Origin of the sequence: Portibacter marinus (genome assembly GCF_021533195.1) — a bacterium.
GTDB classification, from domain to species: Bacteria; Bacteroidota; Bacteroidia; order Chitinophagales; family Saprospiraceae; genus Portibacter; species Portibacter marinus.
Genome location: NZ_JAJNKB010000001.1, coordinates 999,423 through 1,017,655 on the forward strand (window position 1 = coordinate 999,423; position 18,233 = coordinate 1,017,655).

At 39.2% G+C, this 18,233-nt stretch carries 12 protein-coding genes; 6 read left to right on the top strand and 6 right to left on the bottom strand.

Going from position 1 to position 18,233, the window contains the following annotated elements; genetic code table 11:
* Window positions 1–2: 2 nt before the first annotated feature.
* Window positions 3–743 carry an LOG family protein gene (locus L2567_RS04110; RefSeq protein WP_235296429.1) on the bottom strand — a complete coding sequence of 247 codons (741 nt, stop codon included), beginning with the start codon at window positions 741–743 and terminating at the stop codon, window positions 3–5.
* Window positions 736–1,251: a CBS domain-containing protein gene (locus L2567_RS04115; protein ID WP_235296430.1), complete on the bottom strand. Its 516-nt coding sequence runs from the start codon at window positions 1,249–1,251 to the stop codon at window positions 736–738. Before L2567_RS04115 ends, L2567_RS04110 begins: the two co-directional genes overlap by 8 nt.
* Window positions 1,252–1,292: 41 nt before the next feature.
* Here L2567_RS04115 and L2567_RS04120 point away from each other — a divergent pair, with 41 nt between their 5' ends.
* On the top strand, window positions 1,293–2,120 hold the full coding sequence (locus tag L2567_RS04120; RefSeq protein WP_235296431.1) for a universal stress protein: 828 nt from the start codon (window positions 1,293–1,295) through the stop codon (window positions 2,118–2,120).
* A gap of 156 nt (window positions 2,121–2,276) precedes the next feature.
* Here L2567_RS04120 and L2567_RS04125 read toward each other — a convergent pair whose 3' ends face one another.
* Entirely contained in the window at window positions 2,277–3,119 is an 843-nt protein-coding gene (locus tag L2567_RS04125; protein WP_235296432.1) for a universal stress protein, read from the bottom strand.
* A gap of 168 nt (window positions 3,120–3,287) precedes the next feature.
* Here L2567_RS04125 and L2567_RS04130 point away from each other — a divergent pair, with 168 nt between their 5' ends.
* Entirely contained in the window at window positions 3,288–4,328 is a 1,041-nt protein-coding gene (locus tag L2567_RS04130; RefSeq protein ID WP_235296433.1) for a response regulator, read from the top strand.
* 86 nt (window positions 4,329–4,414) lie between these two features.
* On the top strand, window positions 4,415–5,095 hold the full coding sequence (locus tag L2567_RS04135; RefSeq protein ID WP_235296434.1) for a hypothetical protein: 681 nt from the start codon (window positions 4,415–4,417) through the stop codon (window positions 5,093–5,095).
* Between the two features lie 62 nt (window positions 5,096–5,157).
* On the opposite strand, the gene L2567_RS04140 is transcribed toward L2567_RS04135, so the two are convergent.
* The 3 genes from L2567_RS04140 to L2567_RS04150 form a co-directional block, all read right to left on the bottom strand.
* On the bottom strand, window positions 5,158–6,960 hold the full coding sequence (locus L2567_RS04140; RefSeq protein ID WP_235296435.1) for an acyl-CoA dehydrogenase family protein: 1,803 nt from the start codon (window positions 6,958–6,960) through the stop codon (window positions 5,158–5,160).
* 474 nt (window positions 6,961–7,434) lie between these two features.
* Entirely contained in the window at window positions 7,435–9,006 is a 1,572-nt protein-coding gene (locus tag L2567_RS04145) for a DUF1501 domain-containing protein (RefSeq protein WP_235296436.1), read from the bottom strand.
* Window positions 9,007–9,035: 29 nt separating this feature from the next.
* A complete protein-coding gene (locus L2567_RS04150) occupies window positions 9,036–10,745 on the bottom strand; it encodes a DUF1800 domain-containing protein (protein ID WP_235296437.1) in 1,710 nt (569 codons plus the stop codon).
* A gap of 527 nt (window positions 10,746–11,272) precedes the next feature.
* Here L2567_RS04150 and L2567_RS04155 point away from each other — a divergent pair.
* The 3 genes from L2567_RS04155 to L2567_RS04165 form a co-directional block, all read left to right on the top strand.
* Entirely contained in the window at window positions 11,273–13,663 is a 2,391-nt protein-coding gene (locus tag L2567_RS04155) for a 3-hydroxyacyl-CoA dehydrogenase/enoyl-CoA hydratase family protein (RefSeq protein WP_235296438.1), read from the top strand.
* 25 nt (window positions 13,664–13,688) lie between these two features.
* Window positions 13,689–14,861, top strand: a complete 1,173-nt coding sequence (locus tag L2567_RS04160; protein WP_235296439.1) for a thiolase family protein — start codon at window positions 13,689–13,691, stop codon at window positions 14,859–14,861.
* 899 nt (window positions 14,862–15,760) lie between these two features.
* On the top strand, window positions 15,761–18,233 hold a 2,473-nt coding region (locus L2567_RS04165), incomplete at its 3' end, for an HYR-like domain-containing protein (RefSeq protein ID WP_454824038.1).

Here is an 18,233-nt window from a genome sequence, read left to right on the forward strand (position 1 = left end):
CATTAATTTTGATTGGTTTGTAATCTTTTTTCGCCTAACAACCAGAAGGCCTTCCTCTTGTACTTAACCTTATAGTTCTCAGCGATATACACTTTAATATGATTGACTGCTTCATCAGTGCTATCGGTAAATAAAACCAGTTGCTTATCTTCCGGAGAAATGGTCTGTTCTCTCTCCATCTTCAGTATCATAGACTGAATGTCTGAGTAGTATTCAGACCCCATGACGACTACCGGAAAATGGTGTAGTATTGCGGTCTGAATCAGTGTGATGGTTTCAAACAATTCATCCAATGTTCCAAAACCTCCAGGCATCACGACAAATGCGTAACTGTATTTAAGGAGTAAAACTTTACGAACGAAGAAGAAATCAAAGACAATCCACTTGTGCATATATTGATTTACATCTTGCTCTCTTGGAAGCCTGATGGCGCAACCGACAGATTTTCCACCCCTTTCAAAAGCTCCCCTATTTGCAGCTTCCATAATACCAGGACCACCGCCAGTCATGATCGTAAATCCTAATTTGGATAATTCTCTGGACAACTCTGACGTCTTCTGGTAATAGATATGGTCTTTCGGAGTTCTTGCAGAGCCAAAAAATGTAATGCAAGGACCTACGAAATGTAGCTTTCTAAATCCTTTCAACAATTGCAACATGACCTTCAAAGAAAAAGTCAATTCTTTACCCCTGCTGTTGGGTCCGTCTAAGAATTGAGATTTGGGATCTAAAACCTTATTCATCACCCATTTCTTGACGAAGTACCCGTAGAATATCTTGTGGGGTTATAATTCCTAAAAGTTTCCCCTTTTCAACTACAAGTAGAGAATGAATCTCGTTGCAGAGAAACAAATCGAGTATTTTGCTGAGAGGAGTCTCACCATCACAGCAAATAATCTGAGAAGTCATGTATTGCTCAACATGATGCAATTTCATTATTTTTTCAGTGAGAAAGGCATCAAAGCTATCTCTGGAAATTCCCTCTACTTTCAAAAAATCAGATTTACTGATGATTCCCACTATTCTGTCAGCAACAAGAATCGGAAGGTGTCTTATATTGTACTGATCAAAAATTTGTTTGACCCGCTCCATTCGATCCTTTGGATGGAGTGTCAGGACTTTGGTTTTCATCAGATCCTTTGCTTGTAAATTGGTCGTCATTAACATGGTCTCTTCTTTATATGATAAAATTAAAGGGAACAGGGAGGATATGGACTGATCTAAATCATCGGCGGTGATGATTTCACTCATAGAATAATCAAAAGCTACATCTCATCTTTATAAGAAAAAAAATGAAGAAAATTGCGGCGCTTATCGACATCGACTCCAGAATTAACAGCATATTAGAATCGGCATTTATGCTTGCTGAACAACACCAGGCTGAATTGGTGATCTATCATTTTCTGGATAAAGAAGAAAAGCTCACCATTACCGATTCGAAACTGACGATGAATGAAACAAACCTGACGGATAGATGTAAAATTTATGCTGTTGCATATGATGTAGATTACACCATTCAGGTAGGCACCGGAAAATTTAAAAAAGCTGTCAATGACTTAATCAAAGCAGAGGGGATAGACCTCATTGTGATGGGCTCCAATGGTATTTCTGACTTGAAAGAACAGGTCTTTGGAAGTCATGCTGAAAAGGTCATCGAAAATATTTCCTGTTCGGTATTAATCATCAAAGACATTAAACTTAATAAAACCATTAAAGATGTAGTCTTTGCCTCTTCATATAATGAAATGGACAAAGAAGTATTCCGGTATTTCTTAAACTTCTTTAAACTTCCCAAGGATGCGATGATCCATTTACTTATGGTAGACACCTACAGCTTTTTTAATCAGCCCACCTTGGTGGTCAAGGAACAGTTCGAAGGGTTCGCCAAACTGGCTCGACCTTACTCAACCAAAAAACATTTTTACCACGGTATTTCAGTGGAAGAAGGAATTACTCGTTTCATGGAAGAAGAGAAACCAGACTTATTGATCATGAGTAACAAATACAGCCGGCTCATACGCTCCGCTTTTTCTTCAGGCAGTAAAATGGTAGCCACATTTCATCAAAATCAATTCCCTTTTCTTGCCATAGATTACGATAAGAAAACACAAGAAGCGTAAGCACCTTTTGTAGAGGTTATTAACTCTCTCTTGACACAATAGCATTTTGTGTCTGCAAAAGTGGGCTATCTCTACCCTGGGATAGCCCTTGCTTTTTCACTTAGCCGGTCAAATCAATGATGCAATATGCACTTAAAGATGTACCCTAAATGAATTTTACTTGAGAATCATTAATGGGACATTGATCATGTAGGTCATTTTCTGAGTGTGTCGGGTCCCAAATAGACGCTGCCATATCGTTCTATTGGATTGAAGCATGACAATCATCTCCGCATCGTATTGCTCAGCAAATTCAGAAATCGACTGTTCCACATTTTCATGGATGATGCTATGAAATGACGTTTTCAATCCTGGATGAGTCTCCTCAATGAATCTTGAAAAATTCAAAATATGGTCTGCCTCCTTTTCATCTTTTTTTCCGCTTGTTACATGCACACATTGAATAATGGCGGTGTGCGGTTCGATCAACTTAGAAAGCGACCAGATCTGATAAGCATCGGACTTATCAAGGGCAGAAGAATAAATGATATTATCTATGCTCTTAAATTCGCAACCCGCAGGTATAGCCAATACAGGTATGGCCGCATGTTTAATAACTTCTTCTGAAACTGTTCCGAAAATCTTATCTATTCTCGTTTTACCTTTTCCTTTGGTTCCCATGATAATTAACCCAACTTCCTTTACTCTTGCCTCCTTACAAATAGTAGGAGCGACAGGGCCTATCAACACCGCTGTTATGATTTTTAGGTTAATGCGCTGTAAATTATATTTAGCGTGTTCAGAAACAAAGTTCGCCAGATTTTTACGAGCCACTTTGGCCAACTCTTGATTAGCAGTAGTGGCAATGGCAGGGTACTCAATAGAATCCATTGCAGGTTCGATAACATTGACCAAATATAAATTCACCGGAGACTTATCGTTCTCTATGAAATCGAGACAGTACTTTAGAGCGTCTTTACTGTTTTCAGAGAAATCCACGGGGATGAGAATATTCTTCATAGCTATTTAAATTGAGAAATATTAATTACCTTGAAATTAAGAAAAAAGGCCTGATTAATCATTGATTTGTCTCAACATGACAGCTGATCCATGTCACTTTAATAAGGTCAATTTTATTAAGCCTAGTGAATTGGATCAACTGCAGTAGAGGCCATTAGAAGATTGAGTATGAAGAAAGTTTTGATTATAGAAGATGATGACAACATAAGAGAAAATGTTGCAGAGATTTTGGATTTATCCGGCTACGCAACGCTCCAGGCCAAAAATGGAAAGGAAGGTGTCAGGTTAGCTCAAAACAGCAATCCTGATTTAATACTTTGTGATGTGATGATGCCGGAGTTAGATGGTTTCGGAGTTCTTAAAATCATCAATAAAAATCCCGCTTTACTCCATGTTCCGTTTCTTTTTCTTACTGCCAAAACCGAAAAAATGGATTTCAGGAAAGGAATGGGATTAGGGGCCGATGATTATATCACCAAGCCATTCGACGATACAGAATTGCTCGAATGTATAGAAATGCGATTAAAGAAAAGTGAGTCATTAAGAAAAATTGACAGTACCCAAGCTGGATTAAAGACCTTTTTTAACGAAGCCAAAGCGGAGCAGGCCTTAGAAAAGCTTTCAGAGAACAGAGAGGAAAGAAGGTTTAACAAAAAAGCATTGATATACGAAGAAGGTCAATATCCGAAATATTTATTTCACATCATAGAAGGACATGTCAAGACTTACCAAACTTCGGAACTAGGAAAAGATTTGATCAATAATCTATACGGTCCCGGAGATTTTTTTGGTTATGTTCCAATTCTTGCCAATGAAACGTATCAGGAAAACGCATTGGCACAAGAAGACACCATCGTCACCTTGATTCCAGTAAAGGATTTTAGATTATTGCTTTTTAATAGCCGTGATTTTGCTGCCAAATTTATATCTATGTTGGCTACTCATGCCAGTCATTCTGAACAACAGCTGCTAGAGATTGCTTACAGCTCTATGCGTAAAAAACTGGCTAATGCACTGCTCTCTGTAAGTAAAAAATCTAATTCCGATGAGTTTTCTGTCTCGAGAGAAGATCTGGCCAGTCTCACAGGCGCTGCGAAAGAGACTGTCATCAGAACATTAAGTGATTTTAAAAGTGAAAAAATCATTAAAGTGGATGGGAGTGAAATCAAAATCTTAGATAAGGAAAAACTAAAACAAATGCCTCAGTAATTCAGACCAATGTCAGCTCTGACATTGACCTAAATCATCTGAATTTCTCTAGTTCCTGACTAACTTATTGCCAAATAATATTTGATATGAAAAATTTCATTTATTTAGTAATGGTGATGGCAGCCTGTCAATCCCCGGTCGTATTTGATGACACCTATCCTAAAGATGTGGAGGCTCTGGATGCAATTCCTGAAGTCTATGAAGGTGTTTATATGTGTGAAAGTGATAGTACAATTATTACGATTAATGGTCAGCATATTTTGGCCCTGGAATTTAATTTTTTTGAAGAAAGTGTGCAGGACATGAATAGACGAGTAGGATGTACTTTAATAGAAGATGAGGTATACATTGATGCAATTGAGGATTGTATACCTATTGAGTATATAGGTGAAGACAGCATTCGTGGTCAATACACAACTGTAGACACTTTGTGGAAATTAAGTCCTTATAATGAAGTGAAGCCATATAAGGGTAGTTTGGTTCTCAACCAAAGAATTGATAAAGGAGAGGTCATTATTTCCTTTCTCAGTCTGGATTCTTATGGTAATGTGTTCTACAGAGCTATCAATGAAAACAGTGACTTAGATGCAATTTCGGAAATTACAGATATGGAAGAAATAGAAGTAGACAGAAATAGTGAGCCGATCTATAAGATAAAGCCTAATCGAAAGGAATTTGATGAACTGTTTGAAAATGAAGAGATTTTCATTGTTTGTGAATATCTGATGAGAGTAAATCTGGAAGAGTTTCCAAACTATATTTTTTAAAATAAAAAAGCCCGATATCATCTGCTGATAACGGGCTTCTCTAAATTTAAAAAAATCATCTGTTACTTAAAAAGACTGTAACCATTAGCTTCGATCAAGTCTTTCGCTATTAATTTTCGATGCTCAATGACATTCTGCAAAGGGTATTTGTTAAACCTACTGACTCCCATGACAAAAATCTTTTGTAAATCACCAGCGGCCAACTGTGGAATGGCATTCATGCATAACTGATCCATTTTCATTTTTGCATCGTGAAAATAAGTTTTGAGAATGGCTTTATGTACTTCTTGCTTATCTGAACCTCTCTCTTCTAATTTCTGAACACGCAACAATAATGATTCTGCATTGTATGTCGTAATAATCATGTCTGCAACGTAGGTCAATAACTGTTGCTCATGCTTGAGATTAATTTCTCCATCCATCTGTTTTTTAGTCGCCGCACCAGCTACCAGCAGAATCAATTTTTTGAATCCCTCTACTGCTTTTTCTTCGTGGCCAAATTCTCCCTCCACACTGGCAAATGAAGGCATTTGCTTAAGTTCTTTTTGAACCTCCCATGCCGGACCCGTTAAGTCAAGTTGTCCTTTCAAGGCTTTCTTTAGAAGCATTTCTACAATCAATAAACGATTGATCTCATTGGTTCCCTCATAAATTCTGGTTATTCTGTTGTCTCTGTAAGCTCTGGCTGCCATGGCCTCTTCAGAAAATCCAATACCTCCATGGATCTGTACGTTTTCATCAACAGCATAGTCTGAACTTTCAGAACCACCTACTTTAATGATGGAACATTCTATGGCATATTCTTCTGCTGCTTGCCTTTTGGCTTCTCCGGCAGTAACACCTTCGTTTTTCAACTCCTGAATTTTATCATCCAGCAAGTCAGAAACCCTGTAAACTGAACTTTCTACAGCGAAGTTTCTGACGGTCATTTCTGCCAATTTATATTGAATAGCGCCAAAATTTGAGATGGGTTGTTTGAACTGAATGCGCTCATTAGCGTATTTGGTAGACATGTCAATTACGGCCTTTGCTCCTCCCATCGCCATTGCACCCAACTTGAATCTACCCATGTTCAATGCATTAAAAGCGATCAAATGCCCTTTACCGACCTCACCCAGTACATTTTCTGCAGGAACTTTCATGTTTTCGAAAAAGACCATTCTTGTAGATGAACCTTTAATTCCAAGCTTTTTCTCCTCTTCGCCAAGAGTCAATCCTTCAGGTTTGTCTTCCACGATAAATCCTGTAAATTGGTCTCCATCGACTTGTGCAAAAACAACGAAGAAGTTAGCGAATCCCGCATTGGAGATCCACATCTTCTGGCCGTTGATCGTGTAGTGTTTTCCATCTGATGATAAATGGGCAGTAGTCTTTGCTGAAAGCGCATCAGAACCGGAAGATGGCTCTGTTAAGCAATAGGCTGCTTTCAGCTCACCTGAAATTAATCCTGGTAAGTATTTCTTTTTTTGTTCTTCTGTTCCGTAGTAAAGCACTGGCAGCATTCCAATTCCAGTGTGAGCTGCAAAGGTGGTGTTAAAAGAGCCCATGGGGCCAAACACATCGAGTATGTGAGTATTGGTGTTGGTATCTAATTCAAGGCCTTCATAGTCGGCAGGTATGTGAGATCCCAAAAATCCCATTTCCCCTGCTTTTTCAAGCAGACGCTCACAAGCCTGGTTGGCTTGCATTTCGATCTCTTCCTTTACAGGTAGCCATTCTTTGTTGACAAATTCCTTAGCCATATCGATAAACATTCCTTGTTCTTCATTATGCTCTTCAGGAATGTAAACGTCTTCAGCTTTCTGATTTTCGATGACGAATGCACCACCTTTAATGGTCTTTTTTTGTGCTACTGAACTTTCCATATTTTGACTTTGAGTATATTCTTAAATGACTGTAAGATAGGGATATTGAACTATCTATCGTGGTAAATATCACATTTTTTTGACTTAAAGTCAAATTTTTAAGAAAATTTATTGTGGAGGGATGAGCAATTGTGTGGTTCGTAAGATTTTAGCGATTGAGACTGGTAATTTTACTTTGCCAGAAGAAGTCAGAAATCTTAAAGGTTGAATGTTTATTTTGTTGGAGATGAAGCTACAAGTGTCAATGAAATCGTCTTGAAGAACTGTTTTCGGAACAGGAACATACCATTTGCCAGAAAATATCCGTATCTCTAATGAACTGGATTCTACTTCCGTAAAATCAAGCGACAAATCTGATGGCAGTATTCTGTTTCTGGGCCTGGTAAATTCTTTTGGTCATCAATTTCCCTAAACTCTATGACAATGGATTCCACTTCCTAATACCTTAAGCAACAAGCTTATTCAGGCCTTCTTCTATATCTTAACCAATTTCTTACTTTGGCTTACTCCCTGCCCGCTAATATTAATATAATAATGTCCACTTAATAAACCAGAAGCATTCCAACTGAACGAGTGTTTGCCTCGCGGATATGCACCTCGTAACAACTCATCGACCAACCTTCCCTGGACATCAAATAACCGGATGACAATCGGCTGGCCTGAGGAAACAAATTTTACTTTACCGACATGACTTAAAGGGTTTGGATATACTTCAATCAATGACTTTCCTGCCAGTTTATTAATATCATGGGTAGAGCTTGGACTACATTGAGCACCTGATGTTACAGGCAACGTAGAAAAATCGTCCAACATGAAACCAGCTCTGTCATTACCATCTATACAAAACCACTGCTCGAACAAAGAAGCATACAACTGCCTGAAATCATATTGCATTTCAAGATTGTCTTCATAGTTCGCATCTGACGGAATTTCAGGATTTTCGCCTAGTATTCCTCCGGCAACATGATTTCCAAATAAAAACTGTGGAGCAGCCGCTCCATGATCCGTTCCATTAGAAGCATTGCTAATGATTCGACGACCAAATTCTGAGAAGGTCATCCCCATTACTCGGTCTGAAACACCTAATCCGTCGCAATCCTTCATAAAGGCAGATACTGCGCCTGACAATTCGCTCAAAAGTTCTGCATGCATACCCTGTGTATTATTACCCGACTGGATTTGTGTATCATGGGTATCAAAGCCATCTATAGTCACCATATATAACTTGGTCTTCAGACCTCCGGCAATCAAGCGTGCTACAATCTTTAGCTGTTGTGCAAGGTTAGTCTCCGGATAAGTACCTTGCGCTGAAACTTTCGCAGCTGCATTCTTGATGACTTCACCATAAACCTGCGATTGCTGAGCGATCAATCTAATGTACTCAATCCTTTCTCCGGCGTTGGAGTCCGGAGCAGGCTCTACTTCTTCCTGGATCAAATTGTAAAATGAATCCGTACTATTGATCACCATTCCCATAGAAGCAGACTGCCCCTGGAAAATAAGACTACCCGTCCAGCCTAATTCTATAGCCAGAGGATCTGGCATATCAGAATTAGGATATTCGGTTGGAAAATTAGGATATTCGTAATTTAAATATCTCCCTGCCAATCCGTGAGGTAAAACGACATTTTCGTCCGATCCACTCATCCAGATGTCTGTAGATCTGAAATGAGAAAAATCCTGATTTGGATAACCCACATTTTGAACAATCTGCAATCGCTCTTCATTGTAAAGGTCCCTAAAACCAGTCAGCGATGGATGCAATCCCACTGAAGTCCCATTTAATTTTAATAAACTATTCTCAGGAAGTATGACATGAGGCCGGACGCTGTTTAACGCACTTAATTGATCCATTGGCACCACCGTATTTAATCCATCATTTCCACCTGCAAGATAAATCAGGACAATCACATTATCATTTTGAGGTGTCATGGCCAATGCAGAGGTCAATGGTGAATATCCTAATGCTTTTGCACCTATTCCTCCAGCAAGTGTTGGTACCACAACCCCTGCACTTGTATATTTTAAAAAATCTCTTCTTTTCATTATTATGTCAATTTATAAAGGAATAAGTTTTACATTAAGTGATATTCTGCATATTGTAATACCCTTTGCATCATCCATTTAAGCCGATTCTCAACCAACATACGAGTCGTCTCTGTAGGATTACCCTGATAGGTATTCCAAGCTTCCGTCCAATAGTAATCTTGTGCTTGACCGGAGAGCAATATGGACTTGAGTCTTGCCTTAGCCCTATCATTGATGTCTACTCCAAATAAAAGCTCTGTAATTTCGTCGATAAGCAAATTTGGATCTTCAGGATGATCCAGGCCTTCAATAAACTTAATCAAATCCGCAGGTATCTGTTCTGCCGGTGACCAAAAGCCCCAGTAAACCAGAGAATCCGTGTGAATCCCGCGGGAAGTGATCGTATTGGTAGTAATCCAACCTTTATCGTAATTCGGCTGCTGATAATAAGCTTGCCAACCTGCAACATTGGGAGGATCACCGAGTTGCATTCCGACATTATGCATAGACCATATCATAGAAGATTTCAGTTCAGCTTCCTCAAATTCACTAAAATGATTGGGCGCTTTCATACCCAATGTCCTCCATAATCCAAGCAAATGATTCGCCGGATCTTTAATAAATGATCCCTTTACATTGACATCGTAAAAATGTTGGCTGGTCAATAGTTTTTCTAATACTGGTTTGACAGTATAGTCATGGTCCCTGAGTACTTCGGCCATTGGCACGATAACATTCGCCTCAACGTCCTCACTTATCTCAGGATAAACGAAGAAGCTATAAATTTTTCTACATAGAAATAGGGCGCATTCTTCGGTATCAAATATCATGTCCAATAAATCATCTAATTCTTCTCGACCCTGTTGCGCTCCTCTTCCTTGAATCACTCGATTTCCATAAAATTCGGAAAACTGTTTGTCGGACTCATCGTGCCTCCATGGCATGTAAGCCATCTCCCGCTCAGGCCAAGTGACTGTCCATCCTGTTAGTACCTTTGCTGCCATTTGTACATCGCCTTCTGTATATCCAGCATTAGGTCCCTTTCCAATCGTGAATAATTCTTGTAGCTCCCTGGCATAGTTTTCATCAGGTGCATCCTTATGGTTTTGTGCACCATTTAAATAGTAAAGCATGGAAATATCGATGGTGATTTCCTTCATCAATTGTTTGAAATTACCCATTTGGTGCTTTCGCAGAAGTTCTAGATATTTATAGGACGCTTGCGGAAAAAAAACTCCCCACCATTGCGTTACCAGATGATTGTGCCAGAATAACAACATTTTCTCAGTGATGCTGTGCCCTTGATCCAGTATATTCTGCAACCAAAACCGCTTCAGCGACATGACTCTACCTCCTGTAACAGTATCCGTGTAGGGAGCATGGATCCATGTTTCACCCCAAGGCACATCTGGATCAATCATGTCTTCACCATTATTATAATCATTGACAGGTGGATCGGGGACAGGTGCTTCTGTCAATAGGAGATTCACAGAATCTTCCATATTTAAGTTCTTGAAATACCTGAGATCATCCTTTGTAACTCCAAATTTGGTTCGTCTTAAAAGATGCATGATTTGTTGAGGGCCCCATTCTCCCTGATAGGTATTCAAATTCATTTTGGCAGGATCAAAAACCGGCTTTTCTGGACTGCGTAAATGGTTATTCTCGAAATTCAGGACAGGATCGCTAACATCATATTTTTGATATTGCTTCTTTAAGAATCTGTCTCTAAAAGGATTCTTGGATTCTGGATTCATATTCTAGTTTTCAAAATGGTACTAAAACTAAGCTGTTTCTAGGTCAATGTCAAAGTAGAATGACACGAATGTAATGGGCAACAACTATTGACTTACAAATAGTTTTCAAATATTAGACGACATGAGATTAAAATTTGTTGCAAAAGTTATATGTTTGCAGCAAATTAATTGATCAGATGGCAGATTCAGATAAAAAAATGTTTTCGAAAGGCATGTTGTGGATTATTTTCTTGGTATCGACAGCCATTTGTTTCGCCTTTCTATTCCTCAACCCTTCTTGGTTCTGGATCATGCTGCCCTTCATGCTGACCAGCTTGGTCTACGCTCTTGACGTAGCTTAAGTTTATTTCCATTTCTTTATTTATTTTTAGACGGTAGTTGCTGAACACTGCCACATATTCTATTGTTTACCCAATAGTTGATTGAATATTCGTAGGCAAAATTGACCTGGAACAATTAAACCCGCTAAATTAGGATTCGAACAACCAATTTTATAAATTTGACTTAAAGTCAAAAAAAATCATTTTATGTATCAGATAAAGAAAGCAGCTGTATTAGGATCAGGAGTTATGGGTACCGGAATTGCCGCACATTTGGCCAATATCGGTCTGGAAGTGTTGATGTTAGATATCGTGCCCTTCGATATAAAAGAAGAGCAAAAGAACGTAATGGCTGTACGAAATAGGATTGTCAACAGTGCCTTGAAGTCAGCCACAAAGGCAAAACCGGCGCCATTTTATGATAAGAAATTGGTCAACCGCATTACTACAGGAAATTTTGAAGATGATTTTGAGAAAATAGCAGATTGTGACTGGATCATAGAGGTTGTTGTCGAGCGACTTGATATTAAGAAGGAAATTTTTGAGAAGGTAGATCAATACAGAAAGAAAGGATCCCTCGTAAGTTCGAATACTTCAGGGATTCCAATTCACATGATGACGGATGGACGTTCGGATGATTTTAAGGCGCATTTTCTTGGAACACATTTCTTTAATCCACCTCGTTATCTGCGTTTGCTTGAGATAATACCTACTCCAGATACCAAGAAATCTGTTGTTGACTTTTTTATGCAATATGGCGACCGTCAATTAGGCAAACAAACGGTTTTATGTAAGGATACGCCGGCATTTATCGCCAATCGTGTAGGAGTTTATCTGATGGCAAAGGGCATGGAGCTGACAAAGGAAATGGGTTTAACCATTACCGAAGTTGACAAGTTGACAGGTCCAGCGATTGGCCGTCCTAAAACTGGCTCCTATCGATTAGGAGATTTGGTAGGACTGGATGTGATGGATAAAGTCATTAAGGGTCTTAAAGAAAATTGTCCGGATGATCAGGATGTACAGCAGGTTGATTTACCAGATTTCTTTGATTATTTGATTGAAAATAAATATTTAGGTAATAAAACAGGCCAAGGTTTTTATAAGAAGAAAGGTGAGAGGGATGATAATGGACGACCCGTGATTTTGGGTCTTAACCTGGAAACGCATGAATACGAAAAAACAGAAGCTCCAAAACTTCCTGTGTTAGGAGTGGCAAAGCAAATTGATGATTTAGAAAAGAGGATCAGAGCCATATATAAATCAGACGATAAAGGAGGAGCGTTTATTCGGAAGAGTTTTGCATCCATGTTTAGTTATGCTTCTTTGAGATATCCTGAAATAACAGATGCAATCTATAATATAGATTATGCCATGACAGCTGGATTCGCATGGGAACTTGGACCTTTCGAATACTGGGATATCATCGGTCTTGAAAAAGGGATTGAAGATGCTGAGGCTCAGGGCGAGAAGATTGCAGATTGGGTGAAAGAAATGAAAAAAGCCGGATTTGACAGCTTTTATTCAAGTGAGGATGGAATTAGAACTTGCTACAATCCTGAATCCAAAAAATATGAACCTCTTCCTGGTGCCGAGTCCTTCATCTATCTTGATGACTACAGAGAAAAAGCTGCTGTTTACAAGAATGACGAGATGACCTTACACGATATAGGAGATGGTGTACTTTGCCTAGAGTTTACTTCGAAGATGAATTCAATAGGTGAAGGTATATTGAGAGGGGTACAAGAATCGATTAGAATAGCTGAGGAAGATGGTTGGAAAGGAATTGTGATTGGAAATAATGATCAAAATTTTTCAGTTGGAGCCAATTTAATGTTGATTGGAATGTTTGCATTCCAACAGCAATTTGATGAATTGAATCAGGCGGTTAAATTATTTCAGGATACGACGATGAGATGTCGATATTCCTCCATACCTGTGGTTGCAGCGACTCAAGGATATGTATTTGGAGGAGGATGTGAAACCTTGATGCACTGTGATGGTGCGGCGGTGGCTGCAGAATCTTACATCGGGCTCGTAGAAGTGGGCGTAGGCCTTATTCCAGGAGGAGGAGGTACTAAAGAGTTTGCGTTGAGAACCGGAGACTCCTTTTTCGAAGGTGATGTTCAGATGCCTACTTTAATTGAAAACTTCAAAACCATTGCCACAGCAGCAGTAGCTACATCGGCACAGGAAGCATATCAATATGGTTATTTGATTAAAGGACGAGACGAAGTGGTCATGAACGTGAAGAGAAATATAGCAGAAGCCAAAGACAAAGTCTTATATCTGGCAGATGGATATACAGCACCTATTCAACGCAAAGACATTAAAGTATTGGGAAGGGCTGGAATGGCCACGCTATATGCAGCCGCACACTCTTTGAAACTTGGAAATTATGCCTCAGAACATGATATTAAAATTGCTCAGAAAATAGCTTATGTATTGTGTGGAGGTGATCTTTCTGAAACTTCAATGGTATCTGAGCAGTATTTGTTGGACATCGAAAGGGAAGCTTTTTTGAGTTTGGCAGGAGAGCAAAAGACATTGGAGCGAATACAGCACATGTTAGAAAAGAACAAACCATTGAGAAATTAAAACATTGACCTAAAAATTAAAAAAAATGACAGAAGCATATATAGTAAAAGCATATAGATCAGCAGTAGGTAAAGCGGGCAAAGGCGCTTTGCGTTTCTATCGTTCAGATGATTTGGCAGTGGATGTAATCAATCATTTGATGGCAGAAACTCCGGAATTGCAACCTGAATGGGTGGATGATGTTATCGTAGGCTGTGCGAATCCGGAAGGTGAACAAGGGCTACAGATCGGTCGTCAGATATCTGCTAGAGCACTTGGAAAATCAGTACCGGGTATTACGATCAATAGATATTGTGGATCTGGTTTAGAAGCCATAGCTATGGCTGTGGCCAAGGTGAGATCAGGTATGGGTCAATGTTTTATTGCTGGAGGAACGGAGAGTATGAGTGCCATTCCGATGACCGGGTATAAATTGGCTCCGTCTTTTAAGGTAGCAGTTGAAAAGCCCAACTATTTGATAGGTATGGGATTGACAGCCGAAGCAGTCGCGACTAAGTATGGAGTTTCCAGAGAAGATCAGGATGAGTTTTCCTATCATTCCCATATGAAGGCTGCAAATGCGATTGATCAAGGCTATTTTGAAAGTGAGATTGTACCTATCCATGTGAAAGAGGTATATGTTGATGACGATGAGCGCAAGGAGCGAGAATATACTTTCAAAGTAGATGAAGGTGTTCGACGAGACACTTCTGTGGAGGCACTTGGCAATTTGCGTCCAGTCTTTGCCAACAAAGGTTCAGTTACCGCTGGGAACTCATCGCAAACTTCTGATGGAGCTTCCTTTGTCTTGGTGATGGACGAAGCCATGGTCAAGGAGTTAGGTGTCGAACCGATTGCCAGAATGGTTTCCTGTTCAGTGGCTGGCGTAGACCCTTTGTATATGGGTATTGGGCCATGTGCAGCGATTCCAAAAGCTTTGAAGAAGGGTGGCGTTGCTTTAAAAGATATAGAATTGATAGAGTTGAACGAAGCATTTGCTGCACAATCTTTGGCCGTGATCAGAGAGGCGGGTTTAAATCCGGAAATTGTCAATGTTAATGGTGGAGCGATAGCACTAGGACATCCACTGGGATGTACAGGTGCGAAATTGAGCACACAATTGTTCAATGAAATGAAGAGAAGGGGCCATAAATATGGTATGGTAACGGCGTGTATAGGAGGTGGTCAAGGGATAGCAGGGATTTACGAGATGCTGTAACAGGTCTTGATCGATCGTATTTTATTTTTACATGTTTGGGTATTAAAGCGGGTGGTGTTTAGCTTGCAATTTGTTATTGAGCGCGAGAGCTTGGCGTTCGGTATTGATTAGTATTTCCCTTTTTAGTTGATTTCATATTTATTAGTAGGTTAATTGTATCTATTCAGAGATTTTGGTAATTCTAAACTTATAGCTATTCTTTTCATTTTTAATGATCTGTTGGATTTTAGATGTTTAATTTCACTTCCATCCTAACTATTCTTATTTACTCTGAGATTTAAATTGTAGACTAGCAAAAAAATAAAAACGCCCTAAATTAAATAATATTTTATTTGGTATAATAAGCTTGAATAGACGTATATTTTTATTTGTCCTTAAAAACCAATATTTATTACCATGTTATGGGTTATTGTTGGTCTTTAATTCGGTATTTTTTAGGCTTTAGATTAGTTCACAAAAACTTTAACATTTGTCAATAAGCCGATAAAAAAAATGTAGGAGTCTTGATAACAGTAACTTACACATAAGTATTAAATATATATTTAGTATGCTGAGTTTCATGTGTAAAAAATATTAAAATGACTTCGTACATTACACTTCAATAAGTGATATTTAATTAAGCACCTAAAGTAATTATAGCCTAACTACAACCTATGACTCCCCAATTCCCAAATTCCGTATCATAGTTTAGTAGGCGTTACATGTTAGTTGCGAATCAACTTAACAACAAGATTCTTATAACCTAATACTAAATAAAATGACACTCAGAAAACCTATACCTATCTAGCGCTCAAGCGCTCAATTTCAAACCGATGTCTTTTTCAACGATACACCTATAGCAGGGACTAGAAATCTATGTGCTTGCTAGTAATCATCTACAAACCTAAAGCTAATTTCAGATGAAATATTCTTTACCTTCTACTTTCAAGTTTAATGAAACTTACACATTAATCATATTAATAATAAGTATTTGCTTAGCTTTTTCTAGCAAATCAATAAGTCAATGTACAAGTGCTACTTGTGGTTCTTGTGGAAATTATACCTATCCAGGAGATTTTGTTGGAAATCAGCAAGCAGCTGTGAATATAGATCAGGGTTCAAATGGCAAATTACCTAACGTTAAAAGTCCTGTAGACTTTCAAAATGGCAATCTCAATGTAAATAATTCTCACTTTGTTGAAGGCCATTCAGTTCCCTATCGAGTACATATGAAAAACTTAGTTCTATGTGAACCTGTAAGAATTACAATTGAATGGGATGCCTTGCAGTCTGGACACATTGCTACAGACTTCCTTACTCATTACCAAGGGCTAGAGCCGCATACAGCTCCCTTTGGTCACTCCTCAGAAATCGTCAATCCATTAATTAATGACAATGGAGTTAATGTAAGCGCAGAATGCGGCTTTTCTTTAAATAGCCCGACCTCGGAATTCTCATTTCCTGAACCTTGTGCAAGTGATGCTCCTTCCAATACCACCTTACAGCAGATATACGCAGATTATGAATCCCAATATGGAGATCAAAAAATGACGGCGTGGGGAGCTACGATTTGTGATATGTGGTACGGAGCTGAAGATGGTAGTATTGCATGTGCAGATTTAAGTACTTCTTGTTTGAATGGAGGCACAACTACTACAAAACAACAATTAACAATTGAATTTATACCTACACATTCTCAAGCTATTTTTGCATGGGGAGGTCACCTAGCCAGATTTCAGGATTGGGGTATTTGTGGTACCGAACTAGCAACTGCCAGTGGATTATCTGGATCTCCTTACCACATGCGTGTTGATTGCTGGACATATAATAGCGTCGGAAATCAAGATCGTTCTCTTAAAATTGACGCAGTCTTTGTTGATCCTCCGTGTGACTTTACAGGAGATGCTTTTTTATGTCCTGGAGAAATAGGTTCTTATACTGGACCTGATGATTTAACATCATATTCTTGGACATTAAATCCTTCAAATGGTGCATCATTTGTTAATGGTGTGAATAATACCCAAACAGTTCAAGTCCAAGCTGGAAATGGTCCATTCACTTTAAAATTAGTTACTACAATTGATGTCATAGGTAGAGGCACTTTTACTTCTACGACTGATTGTCAACTCACCGTTGACGTCAATGCCCCTTCTTTCACAACTACTTCTCCAGCGGGTGTTTGTTCTCCAAATACCGCCGACCTTACTGACCCAAATGTTATTGTAGGTTGCAATGGAACTATTTCGTATTGGGAAGATGAAGATGCATCTGTTCCAATTAGCGATCCATCAGCAGTAAGTGCTGGCAGCTATTTTATCAAGTGCACGGACGCAAATGGATGTTTTACTATAAAAGAAGTCATTGTTCCAGGCGGTACTCCTCCAGATTTTGTCGTAACAGGTCCGAGCAGTGTTTGTGACGGTGGATTGATTGATTTGACAGGGATCTTAAATTCCTGTACTGGTGATAATGAATTGACTTATTGGAATGATATGGATTTGACAAGTGAAGTCGCTGATCCAACAATGGTTGGAGTAGGAACCTATTACTTTAAATGTACCGATCCTGTAAGTGGATGTTTCAGTGTTCAACCCGTGATTGTGGATGAGTTTTCGACTCAACCGGAAGTCTCGGTCTCTTCCGCTCCTACTTGTGAAAATATACCAGCAACTGTAACCGCTACTTTGACAAATATGGACAACCCTCCATATACTTACGATTGGATAGTACCAGCGGGCGCCAGTATACCTAATAATACTACATCCAGCTTCATGACATCGGTAGAAGGAACTTACAGTGTCACCGTAACGGATGGAAATGGTTGTACTGATGAGGGATCTGTAGATGTAGTTATTTACAGTAATTCTACATGCAATGCTCCATTAAGTGAAAATTTACCAGTTTGTTCTAGCCAAGGAACGATCAACAACGACTTTGCTTTATGGAAAGCACAATTCACATATTCTTTAGGAACAGCACCGAATGCTACAGTAGTATTCTATATTAATGACGTCGTTGTGTCACAATCCGATTTTGATAATGCCTCTTTACCTGATGGCATAGAATGCGGAGGAAGTCTTAAATTAGGAATCGAGGTGGATGATGATTGTATTGATGCTGAACTATGCGAAGCTGTTTTTTCAGTGGGTAGTGATACTGAAGCTCCGGTTATCTCAGGTGTAGGTCCTGATGGTTCGGTGGAATGTCCGGCGGGTCCTGTATTCAGTACGCCTGCCGCAGAGGATGCTTGCGATCCCGATCCTTCTTTGACCTTCGTTGATCAAAGAACGGATGGTGACTGCCCTCAAGAATATAGCATCACCAGAACATGGACGGCTAAGGATGCTTGTGGAAACACTTCCACAGCTTCTCAAACCATCAAAGTTACCGATG

Coding starts and splice junctions, on each gene's coding strand:
- L2567_RS04155 (WP_235296438.1), top strand. CDS start 11,273: ATGTATCAGATAAAGAAAGCAGCTGTATTAGGATCAGGAGTTATGGGT.
- L2567_RS04125 (WP_235296432.1), bottom strand. CDS start 3,119: ATGAAGAATATTCTCATCCCCGTGGATTTCTCTGAAAACAGTAAAGAC.
- L2567_RS04140 (WP_235296435.1), bottom strand. CDS start 6,960: ATGGAAAGTTCAGTAGCACAAAAAAAGACCATTAAAGGTGGTGCATTC.
- L2567_RS04160 (WP_235296439.1), top strand. CDS start 13,689: ATGACAGAAGCATATATAGTAAAAGCATATAGATCAGCAGTAGGTAAA.
- L2567_RS04115 (WP_235296430.1), bottom strand. CDS start 1,251: ATGAGTGAAATCATCACCGCCGATGATTTAGATCAGTCCATATCCTCC.
- L2567_RS04135 (WP_235296434.1), top strand. CDS start 4,415: ATGAAAAATTTCATTTATTTAGTAATGGTGATGGCAGCCTGTCAATCC.
- L2567_RS04145 (WP_235296436.1), bottom strand. CDS start 9,006: ATGAAAAGAAGAGATTTTTTAAAATATACAAGTGCAGGGGTTGTGGTA.
- L2567_RS04130 (WP_235296433.1), top strand. CDS start 3,288: ATGAAGAAAGTTTTGATTATAGAAGATGATGACAACATAAGAGAAAAT.
- L2567_RS04150 (WP_235296437.1), bottom strand. CDS start 10,745: ATGAATCCAGAATCCAAGAATCCTTTTAGAGACAGATTCTTAAAGAAG.
- L2567_RS04120 (WP_235296431.1), top strand. CDS start 1,293: ATGAAGAAAATTGCGGCGCTTATCGACATCGACTCCAGAATTAACAGC.
- L2567_RS04110 (WP_235296429.1), bottom strand. CDS start 743: ATGAATAAGGTTTTAGATCCCAAATCTCAATTCTTAGACGGACCCAAC.